Here is a 22,601-nt window from a genome sequence, read left to right on the forward strand (position 1 = left end):
TTCCGTTGTGCTTTGGGCGTTCTTTGGGATTCAGGCCCGATCGTCAGTTCTGGGATTCGGCGCGGCCCATCCACTGGTGTACCTGCTCGACGGTGCCCTCGATGGCGCACTCGTCGCATTGCAGGACCAGCAGGTCGCCTGCCGTGAGCTGCGAGAGCGCCGCATCGACGACATCCCGGCGCTTGGCCCCTTCGACGACGACTTCAGCCACGCGACCGCCCGCTTGCAACCCTTGCTTGAGCAGCGCGCGTGCTTGGCGATCGAACTCGGCATCGGTGCGCTTGACGCTGGCGTCTTCGCATAGCAGCACGCGATCGAACGTCTGGCCGATGACGGTGCCTTGCGCAATCAGGTCTTCGTCGCGGCGTTGCAGGCCGGCACCGAAGACGAGCGTGCGGCGCTCGGCCGCGAAGTTGTCCAGCGCAGTGGCCAAAGCTTCCAGCGCCGAGGCGTTGTGCGCGTCATCCACCACGATGGTGGCGCCGTGGTGCTGGAACAGCGTGAAGCGGCCCGGCACATCTACCTGGCCCACATCGAAGGTGACGATGCCGGCGCGCATCAGGTCGCTGGAAATGCCCAGCGCCCAGCCGGTGGCCACGGCGGCCAGCACGTTCTCAAGCTGGAACGGCACGCGGCCGGCGTAGGTCAGCGGAATGGCCGACACATCGGCCAGTGTCAGTTCGCTCGCGCCGGTGGCGAGCACCACCTTGCCGTCACGCACGAACACGGCCCGTTTGCCTGCGGCACGATGCGCGGCAATGGCTTCCAGATCGCCCGACAACGCGAAGAAGATCACTTCGCCATCGCACAGGTCGGCCATCTCAACGAGGCGCGCATCGGCGGCATTGAGCACGCCCACGCCAGACTTCAGCACAACGTCAATCTGCGTGCGCAGAACGCTGTACATCCGGTCTTCGTCTTCGACGTAGAAGTCGCCCAGGTGGTCGGGCTTGCCGAAGTTGGTGACCACGCCGACCTGGCAACGGTCATACGGCAATCCTTGCGAGAGGATCATGCCGCTGTCGCTCTCGAACACAGCGGCTTCCACCGCGCGATTCATCAGGATGCGGTGACAGGCGTCCCACGCAGCGCGGTCGCCGTGACCGCCGCGGTTGTTGCTCGTCTCGACCTGGCGGCGGTCCAGGAACAGGCCATCGCTGCAGCCCAGACCCGTGTGCTTGCCCGAGAGCTGCAGCAACTGCGCAACCAGCTTCGCGACGACGGTCTTGCCGTTGGTACCCGTGATGCCGACGATGGGAATGCGGCCGTCGTCCTGCACGCCGTCCTTGTCGGAAAACAGGTGATCCACAATCGCGCGGCCCACAGGGCGGGGCTGGCCCTGGGCTGGCCGAATGTGCATCAGCAGGCCCGGCCCGGCGTTGACTTCCACAATGGCGCCACGCTGCTCATCGAGCGGGCGAGAGATGTCATCGGCCACCAGGTCCACACCGGCAATATCGAGCCCGACCACCCGCGCCGCCAGGGATGCGTGCGCGGCCACGCTCGGGTGCACGCGATCGGTCACGTCAAAGGCGACGTTGCCGTTGCGCTGGATCAGCACGCTGCGGCCCGCGGGCGGTACGGCGCTGCCGTCGGCATAGCCCTGGCGCTTGAGTTCGAGATGTGCGGCAGAGTCCAGGCGCACGCAGTTCAGCGGGTGTTCTTCGGTGCTGCCGCGGCGCGGGTCGGAGTTGATCTGCGATTCGATCAGTTCTTCGATGGTCGAAGTGCCATCGCCGATGACCGACGCGGTTTCGCCCATCGCCGCCGCCGCCACGCGACCGCCCACGACCAGCAGGCGGTGTTCGTTACCGGAGACGAAGCGCTCGACGATCACGCCGTTGCCTTCCTCGATGGCCACGGCATAAGCGGTTTCCACCTCTTCGCGCGTCATCAGGTTCGTGAACACGCCGCGGCCGTGGTTGCCGTCGTACGGCTTGACCACCACCGGCACGCCGATGTCTTCGGCGGCGTCCCAGGCGTCTTCGGCGCTGTCGACCATGCGGCCTTCCGGCACGGGCACGCCGCACGATTGCAGCAGGCTCTTGGTCAGATCCTTGTCGCGTGAGATCGATTCTGCAATGGCGCTGGTACGGTCGGTCTCGGCCGTCCAGATGCGGCGCTGGCGTGCACCGTAGCCGAGCTGCACGAGGTTGCCGTCCGACAGGCGGATGGACGGGATATTGCGGTCATCGGCGGCATCGACGATGCAGGCGGTGCTGGGGCCGAGGCAGTGCTCGTCCACCAGGTCGCGCAGCGTTTCGACGGCCGCATCCACGTCGAACGGGCGGTCTTCAATGGCCGCCATGACCAGATCACGGGCGGCCAGCAGGGCAGCGCGGGTCACGTCTTCGTGCCAGGCACGGACGATCACCTTGTACACGCCGCGCACCGGGGTCTCGCGCGCCTTGCCGAAACCGCCGGGCATGCCGGCCAGGTTCTGCAATTCCAGGGTGACGTGTTCCAGGATGTGGCCGGGCCAGGTGCCTTCCTTCAAGCGCATCAGGAAGCCGCCGCGCACGCCGGGGCTGCAGCGGTGCTCGATCAGCGTTGGGAGCCATGTCGACAGGCGCTCGTAGAACCCCGGAATCGTGTTGGAAGGAAAATCCTCCAGTTCACCAATGTCGACCCATGCCTCGAGCACTGGCCGATATGTCCACATATTCGGGCCGCGCAGCGACATGACATCGAGAATCTCAATGTCCTTCTTCTTCATTGAATTTGCTTGAGGCAGGGGGCGATGTACCCGTGAAGTTGGTCCGTGGAATCGAACCGTTACCTTTCAATAACGTTACAACGGCGTCGGCGTTGACGTCTTGAGCCCGAAGTGCATTGTGCAACGCACCAAATGCCGTGCTGGCGTGGCTATGTATACTTGCGAGCAAAATTTGCAGGCCGCAACAATTGCGACGCCGCACTCTTGCCTCGATTTATGTTCGTCCTTTTCCCGTTTTGGGCTGTTTTTTGGCCATTTGGACGCGCTTTTTGAATTCTTTGCGCCACTGATGACCCAGTCCTCCCCATCGTCCGCCCCCACCGTCGCCCGCGCTCAGGAACCCTGGAGTGTCGTGCTCGGCTCAAGCCTCGCTCCAGAAGAAACCGTCCTGGCCGGGCTGCAGCTGGATTTGGACGCAAGGTTGCATTTTACCCAAGGGTGGCTGGTTGTTACGAACCGTCACCTGATCGGCCAAGCCCCCGGCGAAAAGGATTTCCAAAGCTGGGACATCGCCCCTGGCATGACGCTTGCCCACAGCGACCACGCCGGCGTCGGCACGCTGGAGCTGGCGGACGGCCAGCGCAGGCTGGCAAGCTGGCGGTACACGCTGGGCCACAATACCGACGCCCTGCGGCTGGCCGACGCCTTCGATGCCCAGCGCAACGCCCTGGCCACCGGCGCCCAGGCCGCACAGCCCGACGCGGACATCTGCCCGACCTGCAAGGCGCCCCTGCCGCCCGGTGAAGACAACTGCCCGCAATGCAGCCGCGAACTGGAGCAGCCGCCCTCGACCTGGGCACTGCTGCGCCTGTGGCGCTTCGCCCAGCCGTATCGGTGGGAATTGCTGGCCGGTTTCGCCCTGCTGCTGATCGGCACGGCAGCCACCCTGGTGCCGCCGTACCTGACGATGCCCTTGATGGACAAGGTGCTGATCCCCTACCAGAACGGGCAACCGGTCGATTACCGCCTGGTCACGCTCTACCTGTCGGGCCTGTTTGGCGCCGCGCTGGTGGCCTGGGTGCTGGGTTGGGCGCGCACTTATCTGCTGGCGCGCGTGTCCGAGCGCATCAGCGCCGACCTGCGCACGACCACCTACGAGCACCTGCTCAAGCTGTCGCTCGAATACTTTGGCGGCAAGCGCACGGGCGACCTGATGGCGCGCATCGGTTCGGAAAGCGACCGGATCAGCGTGTTCCTGTCGTTGCACCTGCTCGATTTCGCGACCGACGTGCTGATGATTGCGATGACGGCCGTCATCCTGGTCTCGATCGACCCCTGGCTTGCGCTTGTCACGCTGGTGCCGCTGCCGTTCATCGCGTGGATGATCCATCTGGTGCGCGACCGCCTGCGCCACGGCTTTGAGAAGATCGACCGGATCTGGTCGGAAATCACGAACGTGCTGGCCGATACGATCCCGGGCATCCGCGTGGTCAAGGCCTTTGCCCAGGAAAAGCGCGAGGTGACACGCTTTGCCGAGGCCAACAAGCACAACCTGGCAATCAACGATCGCGTCAACGCCGTGTGGTCGCTGTTTACCCCGACCGTCACGCTGCTGACCGAAGTCGGGCTGCTGGTGGTGTGGATCTTCGGCATCTGGCAGGTGAGCCACGACGCCATCACCGTCGGTGTGCTGGTGGCGTTCCTGACGTATATCAGCCGCTTCTACACGCGCCTGGATTCCATGAGCCGCATCGTGTCCGTTACGCAGAAGGCGGCGGCCGGCGCCAAGCGCATCTTCGACATTCTCGACCACGTGTCGAGCGTGCCTGAGCCAACAAAGCCCGTGCACATCGAGAAGGTGAACGGCGCGATCGAGCTGCGCGACCTGGGCTTCCGCTACGGCAACCGGGCGGTGATCCGCGGCCTAAACCTGTCGATCCAGCCGGGCGAGATGATCGGGCTGGTGGGGCACAGCGGCTCGGGCAAGAGCACGCTCGTGAACCTGATCTGCCGCTTCTACGATGTGTCGGAAGGCGCGATCCGCCTGGATGGCACCGATATCCGCTCGCTGCCCGTCTCGGAATTCCGCCGCAATATCGGCCTGGTGCTGCAGGAGCCGTTCCTGTTCTTCGGCACGATTGCCGACAACATTGCCTACGGCAAACCCGACGCCACGCGTGAAGAGATCGTTGCCGCCGCGCGTGCCGCCCACGCCCACGAGTTCATCCTGCGCCTGCCGCACGGCTACGACTCCCTGGTAGGTGAACGTGGCCAGGCGCTGTCGGGCGGCGAACGCCAGCGTATTTCGATTGCGCGCGCGCTGCTCATCAACCCGCGCATCCTGATCATGGACGAGGCCACGTCTTCCGTGGATACGACCACCGAGAAGGAAATCCAGAAGGCGCTCGACAATCTGGTGCAGGGCCGCACGACCATCGCCATCGCGCACCGGTTGTCGACGCTGCGCAAGGCGGATCGCCTGGTCGTCATGGACCGCGGCCAGATCGTCGAAGTGGGCAATCACGATGAGCTGCTCGCGCGCGAGGGGGCGTACTACAAGCTCTATCAGGCGCAGGCCCGCAATGTCGATGCCGACACCGATCTGACCAGCGACGGCGAGCGCGTGGACGCCGCCGCGCCGGCTTACGCGCAGTGATCCTTTATCTGAAATGACTGCGATGCAAACGCCCGATTTCACCCTGAGCCGCAACGGCTTCGGCAAGCTTGTGATGACCCTGGCCGATGGCACCGTGCATGAAGGCGTGGTGCCCGTGCGCGCGTTTCCGATCTCCGCCGCGGGCGAGGGCTTGAGCCTGATGAGCACCGACGGCCACGAGCTGGCATGGATCACGCAGCCCGATGCGCTACCCGCGCCAGTGCGTGTGCTGATCGAAGCCGAACTCGGCGCGCGTGAATTCATGCCCGAGATCCGAAAGATCGTCGGCGTATCGACCTACGCTACGCCCAGCACGTGGACGGTGCAGACCGACCGCGGCCAGACCGACCTCGTGCTGCGCGGCGAAGAAGACATCCGGCGCCTGACCGGCACCACGCTGCTCATTTCCGACAGCCACGGCATCCACTACCTGATCCGCGATCTGCTTGCGCTGGACAAGCACAGCCGCAAGATTCTCGACCGGTTCCTTTAAGCCCGCGTAGCCCCGCAACCGCGCCGCCGCGCCGCCGCTAGCGGGGAATCGGCTGCACGGCAGTCATCACTTGGTCGAGCAGGGTTTCAGCCTGCTTCCAGGAGGCAGGCTGGTTGTAATCGCCCGCCGTGGTGACGATCACCATGTCGAGCCCGGGCACGATCCACAGACGCTGGCCGCCGTTGCCGATGCCCCCGAGCCACGCCTGTTCGGTGCCGCCAGCCGCCACCTTGCCGAGCCACCACTGATAGCCGTACTGCAAGCCCATGCCGGTATCGATGTGTGGGCGCGTTGATTCGGCAATCCACTCGGCGGGCACAATCTGCCGCCCATTCCACTGGCCGTGCTGCAGCACGAGTTGGCCGATACGCGCGAGGTCTCGGGGGCGCAGGCGTACGCCGGCAAACGCCAGCGGGCGGCCACGGTAATCGTCCACCCATTCCCAGTCGGTGATGCCCAGCGGTTCGAACAGTTGCTTGCGCGCGTACTCCGGCAACGACATGCCGACGCGCTCGGCCAGCAGCTGCGCCAGCACCGCCGTGTTGCCGCCGTTGTAATTGAACTGCGTGCCAGCCGGCGCCGCCATCGGGCGGTTGAACACGTAATGCGCCTGAGACGTGTGCCAGAACAGTCCAAACTCGTCGTTGTTTAGGAAGCTCGTCGCACGCCATTCGTTCCAGGCAAGGCCGCTCGACATCGATAGCATCTGTGAGAGCGTAATCGCCTCGCGGCCATCGCGATTCAGGTCGGCCAGCCCGGGAAACAGCGACAGCGCCGGCGTATCCAGCGGCGGCATCTTCCCCCGCCCTTGCGCAATGCCCCACAGCAGGCTTGTCACCGATTTGCTGATCGAGCGGATGTCGTGAAGCGTGCTGGCGTCGAACGTGCGCGTGGTGCGGAATAGATCCTTCACGCGCTCATCTTTGCCGGCGTGATAGACCTCCGCCACCAGACGGCCATGGCGTACCACGAGCAGGCTGTGGAAGTTGATATTGGCTTCGGCGAAATTGCGCAAGACTGTGCAAAGGCGGCCGGAATCGAAACCGGCCACAGCGGGGTCGGCTTCAGTCTGCCAGCCATCGTTCAACTGCGCGGGCGCGTCGCAGGATGCCGCCCAGGCGCTGCATGCCGCGCAAACCAATGCCAAAGCGATGCCGATGCTGCGCAGTCGTAGCGTCATCCCAGCCCCCGTTAATGTGTCACCAAGTATCGTAACCGGCACTTGCAAGTTCAAACGCTCTGCGACGAATGGTCGATCTGGGCAACCAAACGGCAGCGGATCGGCCATCCGGGGGAGTGTTCAGCCGGCGTCGGAACCCGGGCCCGCGTTACCATGTCGGACCCTTCTTATTCATCAGTCACATCACAGGCACCTATGGTCACACGTCGAACCCTTCTTGCCTCCGCCTCCGTTACCGCCACGCTGGCGGCGCTCGGCATCACGCCCGAGGCGCTGGCCGCCAATCGCGTCAAGCTCGGCGATGCCGCGCCGTTTTCTTTCGATGCGCTGATCGAACGCGCCCGCACGATGGCCGCCAAGCCGTACACGCCGCCCGCCACAGCGCCGGCCGACATCCTGGCCAAGATCGACTACGAAGCGCACGGCAAGATCAAGTTCGACACCGCCCATGCGCTCTTTGCTGACGGCCCGGGCCAGTTTCCGGTAACGTTCTTCCACCTGGGCACGTTCTTCCGCGCGCCGGTGCGCATGCACGTGGTGGAAAAAGGCGCCGCACGCGAAATCGTCTACGACGAGTCCTACTTCGACATGCCCGCCGACAGCCCGGCGCGAAAGCTGCCGCGCGGCAGCGGCTTTTCCGGCTTCCGCTTTCAGGAAAGCCGTCTGGGCGATCAGAAAAAACTCGACTGGAAAAAGAACGATTGGGTGGCCTTCCTGGGCGCGTCGTACTTCCGCGCCATCGGCGAGCTATATCAATACGGGCTTTCCGCAAGGGGCATTGCGCTCGACGTGGCGCAGGCCGGCAAGCCGGAAGAGTTCCCCAATTTCACGCACGTATGGTTCGACACGCCGGCAGACAACCGCGCCGATTCCGTGACGATCTACACGCTGCTCGACGGCCCGAGCATCACGGGTGCATACCGCTTTGTCATGCACCGCACGAAGGGCGTGGTGATGGATATCGACACGGCCATCTTCCTGCGCAAGGACGTGGAGCGCTTCGGCATCGCGCCTGCCACGTCGATGTACTGGTTCTCGGAAACCGCCAAGGGCACCGCCACCGACTGGCGCCCCGAGGTGCACGACTCCGACGGCTTGGCGCTCTGGACCGGCAGCGGCGAGCGCATCTGGCGCCCGCTGAACGATCCGCCGCGCACGATGGCGTCTGCCTTTGGCGACAACAACCCGCGCGGCTTCGGCCTGCTGCAGCGCGATCGCGATTTCAACAACTACCAGGACGGCGTGCATTACGAGCGCCGCCCGAGCCTGTGGGTCGAGCCGCTGGAGGGCTGGGGCGAAGGCGCCGTGCAGCTCATCGAGATCCCGACCGACGACGAGATCCACGACAACATCGTCGCCATGTGGGTGCCGAAGGCGCCGGCGCGCGCAGGCAGCCAGTATCGTCTGCGCTATCGCCTGCACTGGCTGGCCGATGAGCCATATCCGACGCAACTGGCGCGCTGCGTGGCCACGCGCATGGGCAACGGCGGCCAGCCGGGCCAGCCGCGTCCGCACGGCGTGCGCAAGTTCATGGTCGAGTTCAAGGGCGGCCCGCTGGAGAAGCTGCCCTTCGGCACCAAGCCGGAGGCAGTGCTCAGCACCTCGCGCGGCAGGTTCTCGTACGTGTTTACCGAAGCCGTGCCGAACGGCGTGCCGGGCCACTGGCGCGCGCAATTCGATCTGACGGTTGACGGGAAGGAGCCGGTGGATATGCGGTTGTTCCTGCGGGTGGATGGCAAGCCGCTGTCTGAGACGTGGCTGTACCAGTACCACCCGTTCCAATCCCCGGTGGGGCCGGTGGCGTCGTAACCGCCATCGCGGCGGCTGGCAGACAAGGGCGGGAAATTCCCGCCTTTTTCATTACTGGTAGCTGAGCGTCACCACCGCCAGGGCCGGTTCCACCCCCGCCGCGCGCGACAAGGTCAGCGTGCCGTTGTTTGCCGCGAGCAAGTGGGTTTTGAAGCCGGCGTACTTGACGAGCACGTCCGGTTTGCCCCGCGAATCACCCACCTGCAGGGGCTTGAGCGATGACGCCGCGCGTGCCTCCACCGACACATCCACCGGCACCACCCGCACCGCAGCCGAGCGAAAGTCCAACACCACCTGATCGCCGGACGCGGACGCGCGCGCCTGCAACGCATTTTCCGCGCCGAGTGACTGCTGCACGCGAAACCCAGCCTGGACAATCGCGCCAGTGAAATAGATCACGCCGCCCTGGCTGCCTCCCGCCAGCGCGCCACTGGCTCCGATGACCGCCGCCACCGCGGCAGCCATCGCCTTGTAGACCTTCAACATGAGGACCCCCGAGGTGTTGTTGCATCCGGCCGCCTTCAGACGCGCCGGCGCAATAGTTTTTTACGATTTTCATCGTCCTCAGGATCGATCTCATTGTGGATTGCGGGCATCCCCGATTGCGACTCAGACGGCGAAGCTTGCAGATGCGCCTCTCACGGCGCCGGCCACACCTCCAGCGCCTGCATCAACTGCTTGCCCAGCGGAATACGCTTGGCCATGTCGCCCTCGCGCGGCATATCGATGTTCAGTGCGAAGGCATACACGCGCCCGGCACGTTCCACCCAGCCGACCCACCAGCCGATCTCCGGCTGATACTCCGTGGCAACGCCCGTTTTGGCATACAGCGCGGCATCGCCCTGCTGCTCGATCAACAGCATGCGGTGGACCATATCCCACGTGCGCGGCTTCACCGGCAACTGCTTGAGCGCCATGCGGCTCGTAAAGCGCGCTTCTTCGAATGCGGAAATCTCCAGCGGGCCGCGTAGCCAGAATTGATCGATCACGCTGCCAAGTTGGCGATTGCCATAGTCGAACGCATCGACGTAGGCCTGCATGCGCTCAAAGCCCACGCGGCGCGCCACCTCCTGGTAAATCGGCACGGCCGACAGCCGGATCGCCTCGGGCAACGCCATGTCGTGCTCCCACTGCTTGTAAGGCTGCGGCTTGCCGCCGTAAGGCAGCACCTCCTGATCGTCGCGCACGGCTCCGGTGTCGAAGGCGATCAGGCTGTTCGGAATCTTGAACGTAGAGGCCGGATTGATGCGCCGCGCGGCCCGCGCCGGGTCAACGACATAGGTGCGATCAGCACTGATGTCCATCAGGACAAAGGTGCCGGAGACGCCGGCTGCGTCGAACACGCGCTTGAGGTCATTGCGCACGACCAGCTCGGCGTGGGCAGTGGCGGTGCTCATGGCAAAGGCGCAGGCCGTGAGGGCAAGCGCGAAGGTCTTCGACCAGCGAGAGAACATGAAACGCTCCTTGAAATGGGGTGGATGGCTGCCGGCAACCGTCGATGCGCAGATGAGCCGGCGCTGCGCATCGTAGGGAGCGCGGCATGCCGCCGCCAGCGTGCGCGGCAGGCCTCACGTCACGCGCGTAACGCCTGTAACAAAGGGCTTGGCGCACAATGGCGCCACGTTTCGTTTCGCTTCGCCTGATTGCCTGCATGACGCCGCCTGCCCTGCCCGCCCTCCATGTCGAGCTGACCACCCCGCAAACCGTGGATGGCCGGCGCGCGCCTTTCCAGAGCTTGTGGCTGCTGGTGCGGCTGGCATACGCGCATCGTCTGTCGCCGGAGCAACCGCTGGTGCGCCTGGCCGACCTGCGCGGCGCCGTGTCGGACGCCAGCACGCAGCGCATGATGATCAGTCGCGCGTTTCGCGACTGGCAGAACTGGGGCGTGCAGGCCGGCTGGGGCGAACAGCGCGACCGCGAGCCGCGCTTCCTCAACGCAGACAAGCGCAGCCAGGGGCCGTTCTGGCTCACACCTGAAGACGCGGCGCGCGTGGTCTGTGTGGTTGAAGGACGGATTGCCGATGACGCCGATGTGCGCGCCTTCCTCGGGATTGCCGCGCCGGATGGCAGCACGGACAACAGCACCGAAGTTAATGCCAGCGCGCTGTCCGGCCCGGCGCCTGGCACGCCCAACCCCGCGTTCTGGCACGCCTTTCTGACCGCGCGCCACGCCATGCGCGAAGGCCGCCTATTGCATGCACTGGGCGCCAGCACCGGCGCGTCTGACACCGAGCGGGGCGGCGCCCTGCTCGCGCTGCGCAACGCCAGCGACGCAGCCGACAACGACTTCCAGCGCGCCCTCGTCACCCTTGGTGAGGCGATGGCCGCGCGCCGCCTGGGCGATTCCACACGCGCCAGTGCCCTGCTCTCGCAACTGCGCGCGCACCGCCGGCAGCGACACGTGCTCGGCAACGATTACCTCGCCGCCATGGAGCGCATCGTCACGGCATGGTGTGCGTATGACCGCCGCGACCTCGACCTCGCTGCCGGCCTGCTCGCCCGCCTGGCCGATGCCGAGCCCGGCCGCAGCCTGCTGCGCTATCACCCGCAGATCCGCTTCGAGTGGAACAACCTCAGCGCCCTCATCGAGCGCGCCCGCCTGCTCTACGCTGATGCCGACGGCATTGCATTGGACGTACGCGCCCAGGCCGCACAGCGCATCCTCGCGCAATTCGAAACCGCGCTGGCTGCCGCACTGGAAAGTCAGGCCTCCGACGCTGTGCAGCAGGTTGCCGCCAATCTCGGCATGACGTGCTGGCTGCTGCGCGATGTGCTCGGCAACGCAGCGCATGCCGACGGCACGGTCGATGCCGTCCGCTGGCTGGCCATGAGCGAATGGCAGGCGCTGCGCAACGGCGGGCCGCTGCAATCGGCGTGGAATGCCATCGCCCTGATGCGGATTGCACGCGCCGACACGCGCCGCGCTGCACTTACGTTGACCGACCTCCGCACGCGGGCCGGACCATTTGCCGAAGCCTTTGACGCGCGCTACTGGCCGCAGCGTTGGACCGACGTGGCGGCACTGCGCCTGCGCGAACACGACAGCGGCCGACATCGCTACGGCCACGTGCAAGTGAGCGGGTTGCTGTTGGAGCTGGCATGGTTTGCCCACGCCGACGGCGATCACGCCACCGCCCGCACGACCATGGACCGTCTCACCCAAACCATGCAAGACCTGGCGCCACACGATCGCGCGTACTTCGTCCAGGCGCTGAAGCAGCTTACGCACACGGCAGAAGCGGCGCCTTAAGCCCCACCTCGCCTGCGCCAAACCTCACGCCACCAGCGGCACGAGCAACATCCGCGCGGCCAGTTCCTGCCGGAAACCTTCGAGGGCGTGCATGGCGGAATCGGCACTGCGCGCGGTGTTCTGCAAACGGATGCCTTCCACCTGATGGATGCCCACCGTGGCAAACACATAACGCAGATACGGCATCAGAAAATCGGTCTGCGCGTGTGCGCCATCAAAATTGCCGCCGGAAGCAGACACCACCAGCACCGAGCGATCGGTCAGCATGCCCACCTTGCCCGTCGGCGTGCGCCGGAACGTGCGCTCGGGCCGCACCACCAAGTCGATCCACGCCTTCAACGCCGACGGCACTGTGTAGTTGTGCACCGGCGTGGAGATCAACACGGCATCCGCCGCTTCCAGTTCGCCGATCAGCGTTTCCGACAGTGCAAGCTGAGCGCGGTGCGCCGCGGTGCGGTCGGCATCAGGCATGAGGCTGGCCTCGACAAAGCCGGCATCGGGATGCGGCAGCGGCGTGGCCGCCAAGTCGCGCTCAATGATTTGCAGGCGACCCACGGCTTCGGCCAATTGTGCAATGACCAATTGCGCGCCACGCCGACTGTGCGAACGATCGTCGCGCGGGCTCACGGCCACGTGCAGCAGTGTTGTCATCGGGCACCTCCAGGTCGCGTGTTCATGCCAAAGCGCAAGGCGCCTGCAAGCAGCCCGTTGCGATAGTAGAAGCGGTGGCCGAGCACGTTGGACAGCGGCGTGTCGAGCACCAGCCTTGCACAGCCCAGACGCTCGGCTTCAGCCTTGAGGTGGTCCATCAGCACGTTGCCGAGGCCGCTGCTGCGCAGGTTGGCATCGGTCACCAGATCGTCGACATACAGGAACGGCCCGTAGACGAGGTTCTCCTGCTGCCGATACCCCGCCAGCGCGACCGGCACGCCCTCGCGCCAGACGGCGATGAGGCGATAGCCGTCTTCGACCTGTCGGCGCCAGCGCGCAGCCAGCTCGTCGGCGTCGGCAAGATGCGGCCGCAGTTGGTGCATGACGGGAAAGCACGCACGCAACGCGGCCTCGTCTTCGATGGGGCGGATGGCGTCCATGGTCATGCGCCCTCCGGTGCCAGGGCGGCCGGCACCTGCGGCGCAAAGCGCATCGCAACGGCAATCCGGTTCCACGCCTGGATGTTGGCGATAGCGGCCGTGAGGAAGGCGACTTCCGTCCTGGAGAAATGCTCCAGCACGGCGTTGCATTCGTGATCTTCCACGCCGTGGTCGGCGGCGCGGGCCAGGGTGGTCAGCGCTTCCGTCCAGGCCAGCGCGGCACGCTCGCGCGGCGAGAAAACCGCCGGTGTGTCGCGCCAGACCGCCACCAGATCGAGCTTGGCCGGCGCCACGCGCAGCTTGCGCGCCAGGTTCAGATGGAACTGCACGCAGAACGCGCAGCCGTTGATTTGCGACGCGCGCAGCTTGACGAGTTCGGTCAGCGGCTTTTCCAGCCCTGAGGCATCCACCGCCTTGCCGAGCGCCTGGAGCGCGGGCGCCACGCCGACGGCGGTGTCGACAAATTCCGAGTAATCCATGCGAGGGGAGAGATCTTCCATGTCTGACTCCTGCTGAAGGTCCGGGTTGGAGGAATGGTAATATCAGTGTTCGAACATAATATTCGAACTCTGACATTATGAGCAAGCGCACCCCAGCCGCCGGCAAGGAAAACGACACGACACGCAACTCGCCCTCCATTCCCGAGCCCGGCCAGGGCAAGCGCGGTGAAGAGGGTTATCTCGGCTACCTGCTGCGCCAGGCCAACGCCGCCCAGCGGTTGCGCATGGAGCGCGCCATGGCCGACGTAGGCGTCACGCTGCCGCAATTCCTCGTGCTCACGATGCTCCGCGCCTACCCCGGTATCTCGAACGCCGACCTCGCCCGGCTGACCCTGCTGACGCCCCAGACGGTGAGCGTGATCGTCACCAACCTGGAGCGCAGCGGCGCCATCACCCGCCGGCCCCACGCGGTGCACGGCCGAATCCAGCATATCGACGTCACTGCGGAGGGGGCCACCCTGCTTTCCGCGTGCCGGGAACGCTCGGGCGGCATTGAGCAGGACTTGCTGGAGGGGTTTTCATCCGAGGAGGAAGAGGTCGTGCGGCGCTGGCTTGTGCATGTCGCCAAGCTTGGTAGCAACAAAACCTCTCCGTAACCCTCGCACCATTTTTCCTCCGCTGTCCTTGACTTCTGGACCGCCGCCACTATCATGCGATGTATCTTACGATATATCTGATGATGTTCTTCAGGAGAATGGCAATGCGCGGTTGGTTCGGACACCACCACAAAATGTGGATCGAAAAGCACTTCATGATGGGCCGCCACGGCCATGGCGGCCACGGTTTCGGGCGTGGCATGGGCGGCTTTGGCGGCCCCGGCGGCTACGGCGAAGGTGATGACGAAGGCGGCAGCCCGTGGCGCGGCCGCCGGCTCAGCTCGGCCGACTTGCAGCTCGTGCTGCTAGCGCTGCTCAAGGGCACGCCCCGCCACGGCTATGAATTGATCAAGGCGGTGGAAGAGCATTCGCTCGGCTTCTACACGCCAAGCCCAGGCATGGTGTACCCGGCGCTGTCGTATCTGGAAGACCACGGTTTTGCTTCTGTCACGGTCGAAGGCAACAAGAAGCGCTACGGCATCACGCCCGAAGGCGAAACATGGCTGGCCGAACGCCAGCACAGCGCCGATGCCATCCTCGCGCAACTGCGCGCCATGGGCGAGCGCGTGAAACGCATGAACGAAGCCATGGCCTTCGACCGCGAAACCGACAACGCCGCCGAATGGACGGACACGGGACACGACCCGCTGCGCACCGCGCGCTGGCGTCTGAAGTTCGCGCTCATGGAAAAACGCTTCGCCTCGCGCGAAGAACAGCAGCGCGTGGCAGACATCCTGCTACGTGCTTTGAAAGAAATTACCGGCGAGCGGTAAGCGGCAAGCAGCAGCATCCGTCCAGCCGCCCGGGGGATGTTTCATCGCCCGGGCCACCGCCTCGGTCCCCGGGTCGCAGTCTCGGTCCATTTCGCAGCCATCTATGTTTGCCTTCAATCGCACACAAGGTCTCATGTCGCAGCTGCTCAGTTCTGTCAAACCCGCCACACGCCGCATGCGTGTGCGCGCAGTCCATACCCTGTCGCCGCGCATGCGCCGCGTAGTGTTTACCGGCGTAGCCGCTGCGGATCTGGCCGATCTGGCCAGCGCTGCGCCCGGCGCGGCCATCAAGCTGATGTTTCCGCACGATGCCGCAGGCACCGGTCGCACGCTGGGGCGCGCTTACACCATCCGCCGCTATCACGCGGAGCGCGATGAACTCGAAATCGATTTTGTCGTGCACGACGAAACCCCCGCCGCGCAGCACGGCCCCGCCGCACGCTGGCTCGAACACGCCGCCCCCGGCGACGAAGTCGAATTTGCGGGCCCCAAGCGCGGCTTCCGCGCCGACCCAGCCGCACCGTGGACGCTGCTCATTGGCGATGAAACTGCGTTGCCCGCCATCTTCGCGATTCTGGAAACATTGCCCGAGCACGCGCAGGTGCTGACTTATATCGCCATCGGCGACGCTCGCGCCAGACTGCCCCTGGAGTGCGCCCTGGCCGGCCACCCGCGCAGCCGCAATATCCATTGGGTAGAGAGCGATACGGCGCACGCCGGCGCAATGATGGTCGGCGCACTCAGCGCCCAACCCATGCCGACTGGCACGCCACAGGTGTTCCTGGCCGGCGAGGCGTCATTGCTCAAGCAGGTCCGGACACTGCTTGAAGGTGCCTGGGCGGTGCCCCGCGACGCCATCGATGCCAAGGGCTACTGGACGGCAGGGCTCTCGCGCGAAGAACGCAAGGCGGCCGAGGCGCGTTGATCTTGGAGTCGCCTCAGGTGGCGATCTCCGCACTAGGCGTGGCACCCCGCACCCAATCTCGCAGCAGGCGCTGCCCGTAAAGCAGCGCCGCGTCCATCGCTTCGCGCGGGGAGCCAAACGTGCATCCGGGCCGCACCGGTTGCGAGCCAGACAACGATTGCCCTTCCGCGCCGCGGAACACCACCTCGACACGCGCCTCCCAGCCCCGCCCGCCAGCGGGCACCACACGCGGGACGATCTCAACGTCTCCACAGATCTTGTGCACCTCGTTCCTCCATCTGCAGCGCCTGAACGGCGCATTGCCAGCAAGGTAGCAACGGCCATGCCCATCGGGGCAGGACCGTGTGATTTGATCGAGATCAACTGCGGGCGCACGCATCACCTTTAGCCCGCCGCCAGTGTGCCGATGCAAAGAAGGACAGCGCGTCTCTCGCGCGCGCCCCTCCTTCCGTCCATCTGCGCCCACGAAGCGCGGCACAACCATGCGCAAGAATCTGCCGGTCACCCAAGCCGAAACCGCCCTCAACCCGACGGACTACCTCATCTCCCGGACCGACCTCAAAGGCCGCATCGTTTTCGCCAACCCGGCGTTCGTGCGCATCAGCGGCTATTCGCAGGAGGAACTGGTGGGTGCCCCGCACAACCTCGTGCGCCATCCAGACATGCCCGAAGCCGCCTTCGCCGACTTGTGGGCAACGCTGCAAGCCGGCAAGCCGTGGCGTGGCTTCGTCAAGAACCGCCGCAAGGATGGCGGCTTCTATTGGGTGCTGGCCAACGTGACGCCGGTGTTTCAGAACAACGCGGTGGTCGGCTATACATCGGTGCGGTCGATGGCCACGCCTGCGCAGATCGCGCGCGCGCAACGTGCCTACACCGCCATCAACGAAGGCGACACGTCGTACACCGTGCGCGCCGGCCGCATTCTGCGCACGGGCTGGCGGCGCGCCGCAAACCTGCTCCAGCTCGAGAGCCTGCGCTTCAAGGTGATCGGTCTGCAAACGCTGATTGCGTCGGCCATCCTGGTCGGTACGCTGTGGGCGCACATCGCGCTGGAAGCCGCCGATCTGCATGGCGCAGCGTGGCTCGTTTTCAGCCGCGACTGGCTGTGGCTCACCGGCGTGGGTTGCGCGGGGCTGGCGACGATGTCTGGCGTGCTGCTTGCGCGCACGCTCATCCGTCCGCTGGAGGAAGCCGCCATGCTGGCCACACGCCTGGCAGCCGGCGATCTGACCACCGTGGTCGAAGCCCGCTCCCACGACGAGCTGGGCGAAGTCATGCGCGCCATGGCGACCATGCGCGCGAGCCTGTCGTCCATCGTGCGCGACATCCAGGACGGTGCCGCCAGCGTCGCACACAGCACGCTGCAGATTTCGGCCGGCAACCATGACCTCTCTGCCCGCACAGAACAGCAGGCCGCCGCGCTGGAAGAAACCGCTTCGAGCATGGAAGAGCTGACATCGATGGTTTCGCAGAATGCCGACCACGCCCGTGCGGCCAGTGCACTTGCCGAGGAGGCCTCCACGATCGCGGCCGACGGCGGCCAGGTCGTGCAGCGCGTCGTGCACACCATGGACGCCATCCGCGCCGACAGCCAGCGTGTGACCGAGATCATCGCCACCATCGAGAGCATCGCGTTCCAGACCAACATCCTTGCGCTCAACGCGGCTGTGGAAGCTGCCCGCGCGGGCGAAGAAGGCCGCGGCTTTGCGGTTGTCGCGGGCGAGGTGCGCAGCCTCGCGCAACGCAGCGCCCAGGCCGCAGCGCAGAGCAAGGAGATCATTCGCGCATCTGATCAGTCCGTGCGCGATGGCGTGGACCTCGTTCACAAGGCCGGCGCGACCATGACGCAGATCGTGCAGTCAGTGCAGACCGTCACGCAGCTCATGTCGGAAATCTCGGCCAGCTCGCGCGAGCAGAGCAGCGGCATTGCGCAGATCAACGCGTCGGTTTCGCAGCTCGATGGGGTCACGCAGCAGAACGCCACGCTGGTGGAAGAAGCTGCGGCGGCCACGTCGGTACTGGCGCGCCAATCGGAAGATCTGAAGCACGCCATCGCGGTGTTCCGCGCGTAGCGCCGCAGCGGGTGTGGGGCCTTACAGCGTGAAGCGCGTGTCGCGTTCCAGGAGCGCCGTCACCGCATCCGGCAACAGCGGCTCGCTGAAGTAATAACCCTGCAGCACGTCGCATTGGTGCGAGGCCAGGAAGGCAGACTGCGCGGCATCTTCCACGCCTTCTGCGCACACCTTCACGCCCAGGTTGTGCGCAAGCACCACGACCGTCGTGCAGATGGCGGCATCGTTGGAATCGCGGTCGATATCCTTGACGAACGCGCGGTCGATCTTGATGAGATCAATCGGCAGGCGCTTCAGATAGGCCAGGCTCGAATAGCCCGTGCCGAAATCGTCGATGGCAATGCGCACCCCAAGCTGGCGTATGGCCGTGAGGTCTTCGATCGTGCGCTCGGTGCCCTCCATCAGCATCGACTCAGTCACTTCCAGTTCAAGAAAGCCTGAGCCGAGGCCGTATTGGCGCTGGAGCTTGAGCAGCGTCGGCAGCACGGTGCCGCGCTTGAACTGCAGCGGCGAGACATTTACTGCCAGCGTAAGATCCTCGGCCAGGCCACGTTTGTGCCACTCGGCGCGCTGCTGCGCGGCCTCGGTCAAGACCCAGTTGCCGATCTCGACAATCAGCCCGCTTTCTTCGGCCACCGGAATGAACGCAGCCGGCGGCAGCAACCCCCGCGTCGGATGAATCCAGCGGATCAGCGCTTCCAGCCCGCACACGCGGCCCGTCTTGGTGTCGATCTGCGGCTGATACAGCAAGCGGAACTGGCCCTGCTCGAGCGCTGCCCGAATCTGGTGCTCCAGGTTCAGCCGGTACGACACGCCGATGTCCATCTCGGGCGCGAAAAATTCAAGCCGATTGCGGCCGTTCTGCTTCGCGTAGTACATCGCCATTTCGGCATGGCGGATGAGGCTATCGGCATCGGCACCGTGCGCTGGATATTCGGCCACGCCAATGCTTGCGGTCACGAATACCTCGTGCCCCTCCACGCGCACCGGCTCAGCAAAGAGGTCAAAACCGAAATCGACACCACGCGAACCTGCGTGCGAGATCACCAGTGCAAACACGTCGCCGCCAAAACGCGCCACGGTATCCACCGTATCGGCTGCATCGCGCAGGCGCTCGGCCACACGGCGCAGCACCTCGTCGCCCAGCAGGTGGCCAAGGCTGTCGTTGACGACCTTGAAACGGTCAATGTTGACCAGCGCCACATAGAAGCGACTGCGCTGGCGTGCAGCCATCTCCACCGATTGCTGCACGCGATCGGCCAGCAGCGTTCGGTTGGGCAGGCCCGTTAGCGAATCGATGGTGGCGTGCTGTGCCAGGCGAGCGCGCGTCATCTCTTGCTCGGTCACGTCGTCCTGAATGCCGACGTAATGCGTGACCGCACCTTTGGCATCGCGCACCGGCGAGAGCAGGAAGTTGTTCAGGAACGCGTGGCCGTCCTTGCGGAAGTTGCGCAGCAGCACGCGGATCTCGCTCTCGTCGCGCAGGGCGGCACGCACTTCGTTGAGCGCAGGCTGCCCCGGTTCGGACGAATGCAGGAAGCGCGCGTTGCGGCCCAGCACTTCTTCTGCGCGATAGCCCGTCATGCGCTCGAAGCCCGGGTTCACGTACACGACCGGAAGGTCAGGCTGCTGCGCGTCGGCCACGGTAATGCCGGACGGCACCGACTCGACCACGCGACGCAGCAAGCGCAGTTGCTCGTCGGATTCGCGCCGCTCGGTGATGTCCTGCATGGTGCCGAACAGGGCGACGACCTCATCACGATCGTTGCGCTCGATGTTGCCGCGCGAAAGCACCCAGCGGTGCTCCCCGTCACGACGGATCATCTCCAGGTCCAGCGCGTATGGTTCACCTTCGGTCACGGCGCGGCTAGCGGCTTCACGCAGGCGGTTATAGCTGTCGGCGGTAAAGAACTGCGCCTGCTGTGCAAAGGCAGGAGGCGCGCCCATCGGCATGCCAGTCAACACGTACATGCCTGACGACCATGTAGTCGAATCGCGCAGCACGTCCCAACGCCAACTCCCCAGGAGCGCAATCTGCTCGGCGACGCGCAGGTTCGCTTCACTGCTGCGCAGCTCCTGCTCAATCGCCGAGCGCTGCGAAATGTCGGTCACCCCGCCGACCACGCGCACGGCGCGGCCGTTCTGATCCCGATACAGGCTCGCGCGAATTTCCACCGTGCGCGTGGCACGGTTGGCGTCGATCACCCGGCAGACGTGCTGCCAGCTGTCGCGATCTGAATTCAGTACGGCGCGCAGTTCCTTGGCGAAGGCGTCGACGTCGTCCGGATGCACAAACTGATGGAACGTCAGCGTGCGCGAGGAGCCCCCACCTGTGCCGTCGTCGTCGCCCTGACTCAGCAGTGCATCGCTACCAAGCAGCCGATGCAAGCTGGCGTTGGCCCAGGATTCGCCGGTGGCGATATCCCAGTCGAAGATCCAGTCGTTGGTGGCGCGCGCCACGCGCTGAAAGCGTTCGGTCAGGCGGTGGACGGTGGCGTCGTGGCGCTGGATCGCGGCACGCATTTCGTTGAAGGTGCGCTCAAGCAGCGAGAGCTCATCGCGCGAGCCGCCGTGCTCGGGCACGCGGGCAGAAAAGTCACCCGTGGCGTAATGGCGCGCTGCATCCACGAGGGCATCGATGCGCGGCATCACCATCCGCCGAAGCGCCAACTGGATCAGCGCCAGCAGCATCACGACCATGAGCAGGATGGCGCCGCCGCCAGCCAGCGTCACGTTGCGCTGCTGGCGAACGATGTCGGTTGCATCCACACCGCGCACGATTCGCAAGTGCCCGCCGGCCGCATGCGGCACCACCATGGCGGCATAGGCGCGGCGCACGCCGTCTGTGTCGTCCACCAGAAGAGGCTCTCCCGGCTGCTGGGCCGCGGCAGCGACCAACTGCCCGTGCACGATAGCCGGCACCTGGGCGGACTCCAGAACACCGTGGGTCGACAACACGTTGCCGACTGCATCCACCAGGTAGACCGGCGCTTCCGGCATGCCGTCAACGGCCGCCGCAATCAACGCGCTCTGCCGCACGGCCGCGTACGCCACGCCACGGACGGCGCCGTCGCTGCCTGCCATCGGCCGCGCCGAAATCAACACCGCCTGCCCGGAGGCGCGTCCGATCACGAACGTCGAGAGGGAGGGCCGCCCAGTCGCCATGATCGCGTTGATGTACGGCCGGTCTGACAGATCGACGCCAAGCTTCGCCGTGTCGGGGGTGCATACCAGCTTGCGATGCGCATCGATGATGCCGAGATTCGCGAGTTCGGTCTGGTTATGGAAGACGCGGTTGACGAAACTGCTGCACTCTTGCTGCTCCATGTGCAGCGCCGAATCGTCGGCGAGCAGCACCGAGAGGAGCGTATTGGCGTTGGAAAGCACCATGCCGACGCGGGCAGCAGCGGCCTCGGTTTCGTGGGTCAGGTGCTGAGCAAGATGATCATTGAGCCGGTCACGGTAAAGCGCCACACCAGCAATCGCCACGACAATGGCCGGCAAGGCGGCCACCGCGGCCAGAGCAAGCAAGCGGCCGCGCAGCGTGGTGGGAAAGAGAGCGTGCTTCGGCACTTGAATGACCGGTAGAGCCTTATGTGGAGAGCGGGTGCACTCTGCGGTTGCACGATGCGCGGCTCAAGGACCATCCCCTCGGCGCACGATGCAGTTGCGGCATCGTGCCGGCTGACGGCTGACGCAGTGCGCAAGCATTTTGCTTGCAATTCCTATCGCACGCAACTTGTGGATAGTCTGTAGTCGACCCGGCCGCAAATCGGCGTGGCAGGCGGCATGAGGGGTGGTAGCGGCGTTGGGGAAGCGGTGCCCGAACCGCCGTTGCCGCGATGCTGCTCAACGGTAACGCGAGCTGTTGGTTACGGTGTCGGCTGCGTCTGGCGGGGGGACGCCAGTGCGCGGCACGCGCCCATAGAAAAAGCCACCGGATAGCGGTATCCGGTGGCTTCAAGAATACGCTTTGAACGGGGAAGTTCAGCGCAGTTGAAGGATAGGCAATGGTCCCCGTTCAGGCCAATACCCAGGATAGGGTAATTTGGGAAAAACCCTGCATGGGCAGCGGTTTTGTCCGCCCCGCGCCTTCGCGTGTGCCTTCTGCGCAACGCCTGACCCCGTAACAACCCGTCCTCCGAAATATCCATCCTGGCGACCGGGTGCCGCAGCCCGTCACACGGGATGTTGCGTTATAATGAAAACGATTCGCATTTAGCTTCCTTGCTTGTACCACGCTACGTTAACGATCACGCACGATGCGGCTTTCCGAGCTTTCCCGCCGGGCGACGGCGGTGGTGGATCACGTTGAAGACCGTGAACCCGCCGATCCCATCAGCCAACGCCTGCGCGAACTCGGGTTCGTGATGGGCGAAGAGGTGCGCGTGGTGGCCGTCGGCCCGTTCGGCGGCGATCCGCTGGTCGTGCAGGTGGGCTTTACCCGCTTTGCACTGCGTCGCCAGGAGGCTGCCCGCGTGCGCGTGCGCGCCGAATCGGCCACGCAACCCGCAGCCGCCATCGCCACCCCCGAAACGGCCCCGCCCGCCAAGGTACGCGAGGCGGCGTAGCCCGCCTCCCATTGCCGCCTTCGGTTCCG

General features: G+C 65.3%; 18 protein-coding genes. 9 read left to right on the top strand and 9 right to left on the bottom strand.

Going from position 1 to position 22,601, the window contains the following annotated elements; genetic code table 11:
- Positions 1 to 43: 43 nt before the first annotated feature.
- On the bottom strand, positions 44 to 2,716 hold the full coding sequence (gene cphA, locus NG898_RS22885; RefSeq protein WP_252694568.1) for a cyanophycin synthetase: 2,673 nt from the start codon (positions 2,714 to 2,716) through the stop codon (positions 44 to 46).
- Positions 2,717 to 3,005: 289 nt separating this feature from the next.
- On the opposite strand from cphA, the gene NG898_RS22890 reads away from it, so the two are divergent.
- Positions 3,006 to 5,312 carry a cyanophycin metabolism-associated ABC transporter gene (locus NG898_RS22890; protein WP_252694569.1) on the top strand — a complete coding sequence of 769 codons (2,307 nt, stop codon included), beginning with the start codon at positions 3,006 to 3,008 and terminating at the stop codon, positions 5,310 to 5,312.
- A gap of 22 nt (positions 5,313 to 5,334) precedes the next feature.
- A complete protein-coding gene (locus tag NG898_RS22895; RefSeq protein ID WP_252694570.1) occupies positions 5,335 to 5,805 on the top strand; it encodes a cyanophycin metabolism-associated DUF1854 family protein in 471 nt (156 codons plus the stop codon).
- Positions 5,806 to 5,842: 37 nt separating this feature from the next.
- Here NG898_RS22895 and NG898_RS22900 read toward each other — a convergent pair whose 3' ends face one another.
- Positions 5,843 to 6,985 (bottom strand): serine hydrolase domain-containing protein, encoded by a 1,143-nt coding sequence (locus tag NG898_RS22900; protein ID WP_252694571.1) that lies wholly within the window; start codon positions 6,983 to 6,985, stop codon positions 5,843 to 5,845.
- Between the two features lie 195 nt (positions 6,986 to 7,180).
- On the opposite strand from NG898_RS22900, the gene NG898_RS22905 reads away from it, so the two are divergent.
- Positions 7,181 to 8,794, top strand: coding sequence for an OpgD/OpgG family glucan biosynthesis protein (locus NG898_RS22905; protein WP_252694572.1), 1,614 nt, complete (start codon positions 7,181 to 7,183; stop codon positions 8,792 to 8,794).
- A 51-nt stretch (positions 8,795 to 8,845) separates the two neighbouring features.
- Here the strand turns inward: NG898_RS22905 and NG898_RS22910 are convergent, their stop codons facing one another.
- Together NG898_RS22910 and blaOXA are read right to left on the bottom strand one after the other, a co-directional pair.
- Positions 8,846 to 9,280 carry a hypothetical protein gene (locus NG898_RS22910; RefSeq protein ID WP_252694573.1) on the bottom strand — a complete coding sequence of 145 codons (435 nt, stop codon included), beginning with the start codon at positions 9,278 to 9,280 and terminating at the stop codon, positions 8,846 to 8,848.
- 152 nt (positions 9,281 to 9,432) lie between these two features.
- Positions 9,433 to 10,248 (bottom strand): OXA-60 family carbapenem-hydrolyzing class D beta-lactamase, encoded by an 816-nt coding sequence (gene blaOXA / locus NG898_RS22915; protein WP_252694574.1) that lies wholly within the window; start codon positions 10,246 to 10,248, stop codon positions 9,433 to 9,435.
- A 197-nt stretch (positions 10,249 to 10,445) separates the two neighbouring features.
- Between blaOXA and NG898_RS22920 the strand changes: the two genes are divergently transcribed.
- The gene (locus NG898_RS22920) at positions 10,446 to 12,044 is read left to right on the top strand and encodes a hypothetical protein (protein ID WP_252694575.1); all 1,599 of its coding nucleotides are present in this window, start codon (positions 10,446 to 10,448) and stop codon (positions 12,042 to 12,044) included.
- A 24-nt stretch (positions 12,045 to 12,068) separates the two neighbouring features.
- Here NG898_RS22920 and NG898_RS22925 read toward each other — a convergent pair whose 3' ends face one another.
- The 3 genes from NG898_RS22925 to NG898_RS22935 are packed head-to-tail and all read right to left on the bottom strand — an operon-like array spanning position 12,069 to position 13,635.
- On the bottom strand, positions 12,069 to 12,695 hold the full coding sequence (locus tag NG898_RS22925) for an FMN-dependent NADH-azoreductase (protein WP_252694576.1): 627 nt from the start codon (positions 12,693 to 12,695) through the stop codon (positions 12,069 to 12,071).
- Positions 12,692 to 13,141, bottom strand: a complete 450-nt coding sequence (locus tag NG898_RS22930; RefSeq protein WP_092975014.1) for a GNAT family N-acetyltransferase — start codon at positions 13,139 to 13,141, stop codon at positions 12,692 to 12,694. The genes NG898_RS22925 and NG898_RS22930 overlap by 4 nt, the downstream gene beginning before the upstream one ends.
- Positions 13,138 to 13,635, bottom strand: coding sequence for a carboxymuconolactone decarboxylase family protein (locus NG898_RS22935; protein ID WP_252694577.1), 498 nt, complete (start codon positions 13,633 to 13,635; stop codon positions 13,138 to 13,140). Before NG898_RS22935 ends, NG898_RS22930 begins: the two co-directional genes overlap by 4 nt.
- 77 nt (positions 13,636 to 13,712) lie before the next feature.
- Here NG898_RS22935 and NG898_RS22940 point away from each other — a divergent pair, with 77 nt between their 5' ends.
- The 3 genes from NG898_RS22940 (at position 13,713) to NG898_RS22950 (ending at position 15,929) form a co-directional block, all read left to right on the top strand.
- Positions 13,713 to 14,231 (top strand): MarR family winged helix-turn-helix transcriptional regulator, encoded by a 519-nt coding sequence (locus NG898_RS22940; RefSeq protein ID WP_252694578.1) that lies wholly within the window; start codon positions 13,713 to 13,715, stop codon positions 14,229 to 14,231.
- 104 nt (positions 14,232 to 14,335) lie between these two features.
- Complete coding sequence (locus tag NG898_RS22945; protein ID WP_252694579.1) at positions 14,336 to 15,004, top strand: PadR family transcriptional regulator; 669 nt, start codon at positions 14,336 to 14,338, stop codon at positions 15,002 to 15,004.
- Between the two features lie 103 nt (positions 15,005 to 15,107).
- Entirely contained in the window at positions 15,108 to 15,929 is an 822-nt protein-coding gene (locus tag NG898_RS22950) for a siderophore-interacting protein (protein ID WP_252694580.1), read from the top strand.
- 13 nt (positions 15,930 to 15,942) lie between these two features.
- Here the strand turns inward: NG898_RS22950 and NG898_RS22955 are convergent, their stop codons facing one another.
- Positions 15,943 to 16,194, bottom strand: a complete 252-nt coding sequence (locus tag NG898_RS22955; protein ID WP_092974999.1) for a hypothetical protein — start codon at positions 16,192 to 16,194, stop codon at positions 15,943 to 15,945.
- A 217-nt stretch (positions 16,195 to 16,411) separates the two neighbouring features.
- On the opposite strand from NG898_RS22955, the gene NG898_RS22960 reads away from it, so the two are divergent.
- Positions 16,412 to 18,001 carry a methyl-accepting chemotaxis protein gene (locus NG898_RS22960; RefSeq protein WP_252694581.1) on the top strand — a complete coding sequence of 530 codons (1,590 nt, stop codon included), beginning with the start codon at positions 16,412 to 16,414 and terminating at the stop codon, positions 17,999 to 18,001.
- A gap of 21 nt (positions 18,002 to 18,022) precedes the next feature.
- Here NG898_RS22960 and NG898_RS22965 read toward each other — a convergent pair whose 3' ends face one another.
- On the bottom strand, positions 18,023 to 21,574 hold the full coding sequence (locus NG898_RS22965; protein WP_252694582.1) for a bifunctional diguanylate cyclase/phosphodiesterase: 3,552 nt from the start codon (positions 21,572 to 21,574) through the stop codon (positions 18,023 to 18,025).
- Positions 21,575 to 22,263: 689 nt separating this feature from the next.
- Between NG898_RS22965 and NG898_RS22970 the strand changes: the two genes are divergently transcribed.
- Complete coding sequence (locus NG898_RS22970) at positions 22,264 to 22,572, top strand: FeoA family protein (RefSeq protein WP_252694583.1); 309 nt, start codon at positions 22,264 to 22,266, stop codon at positions 22,570 to 22,572.
- Positions 22,573 to 22,601 lie beyond the last annotated feature (29 nt).

This window comes from Ralstonia mojiangensis (genome assembly GCF_023955645.1).
Taxonomy (GTDB): Bacteria; Pseudomonadota; Gammaproteobacteria; order Burkholderiales; family Burkholderiaceae; genus Ralstonia; species Ralstonia mojiangensis.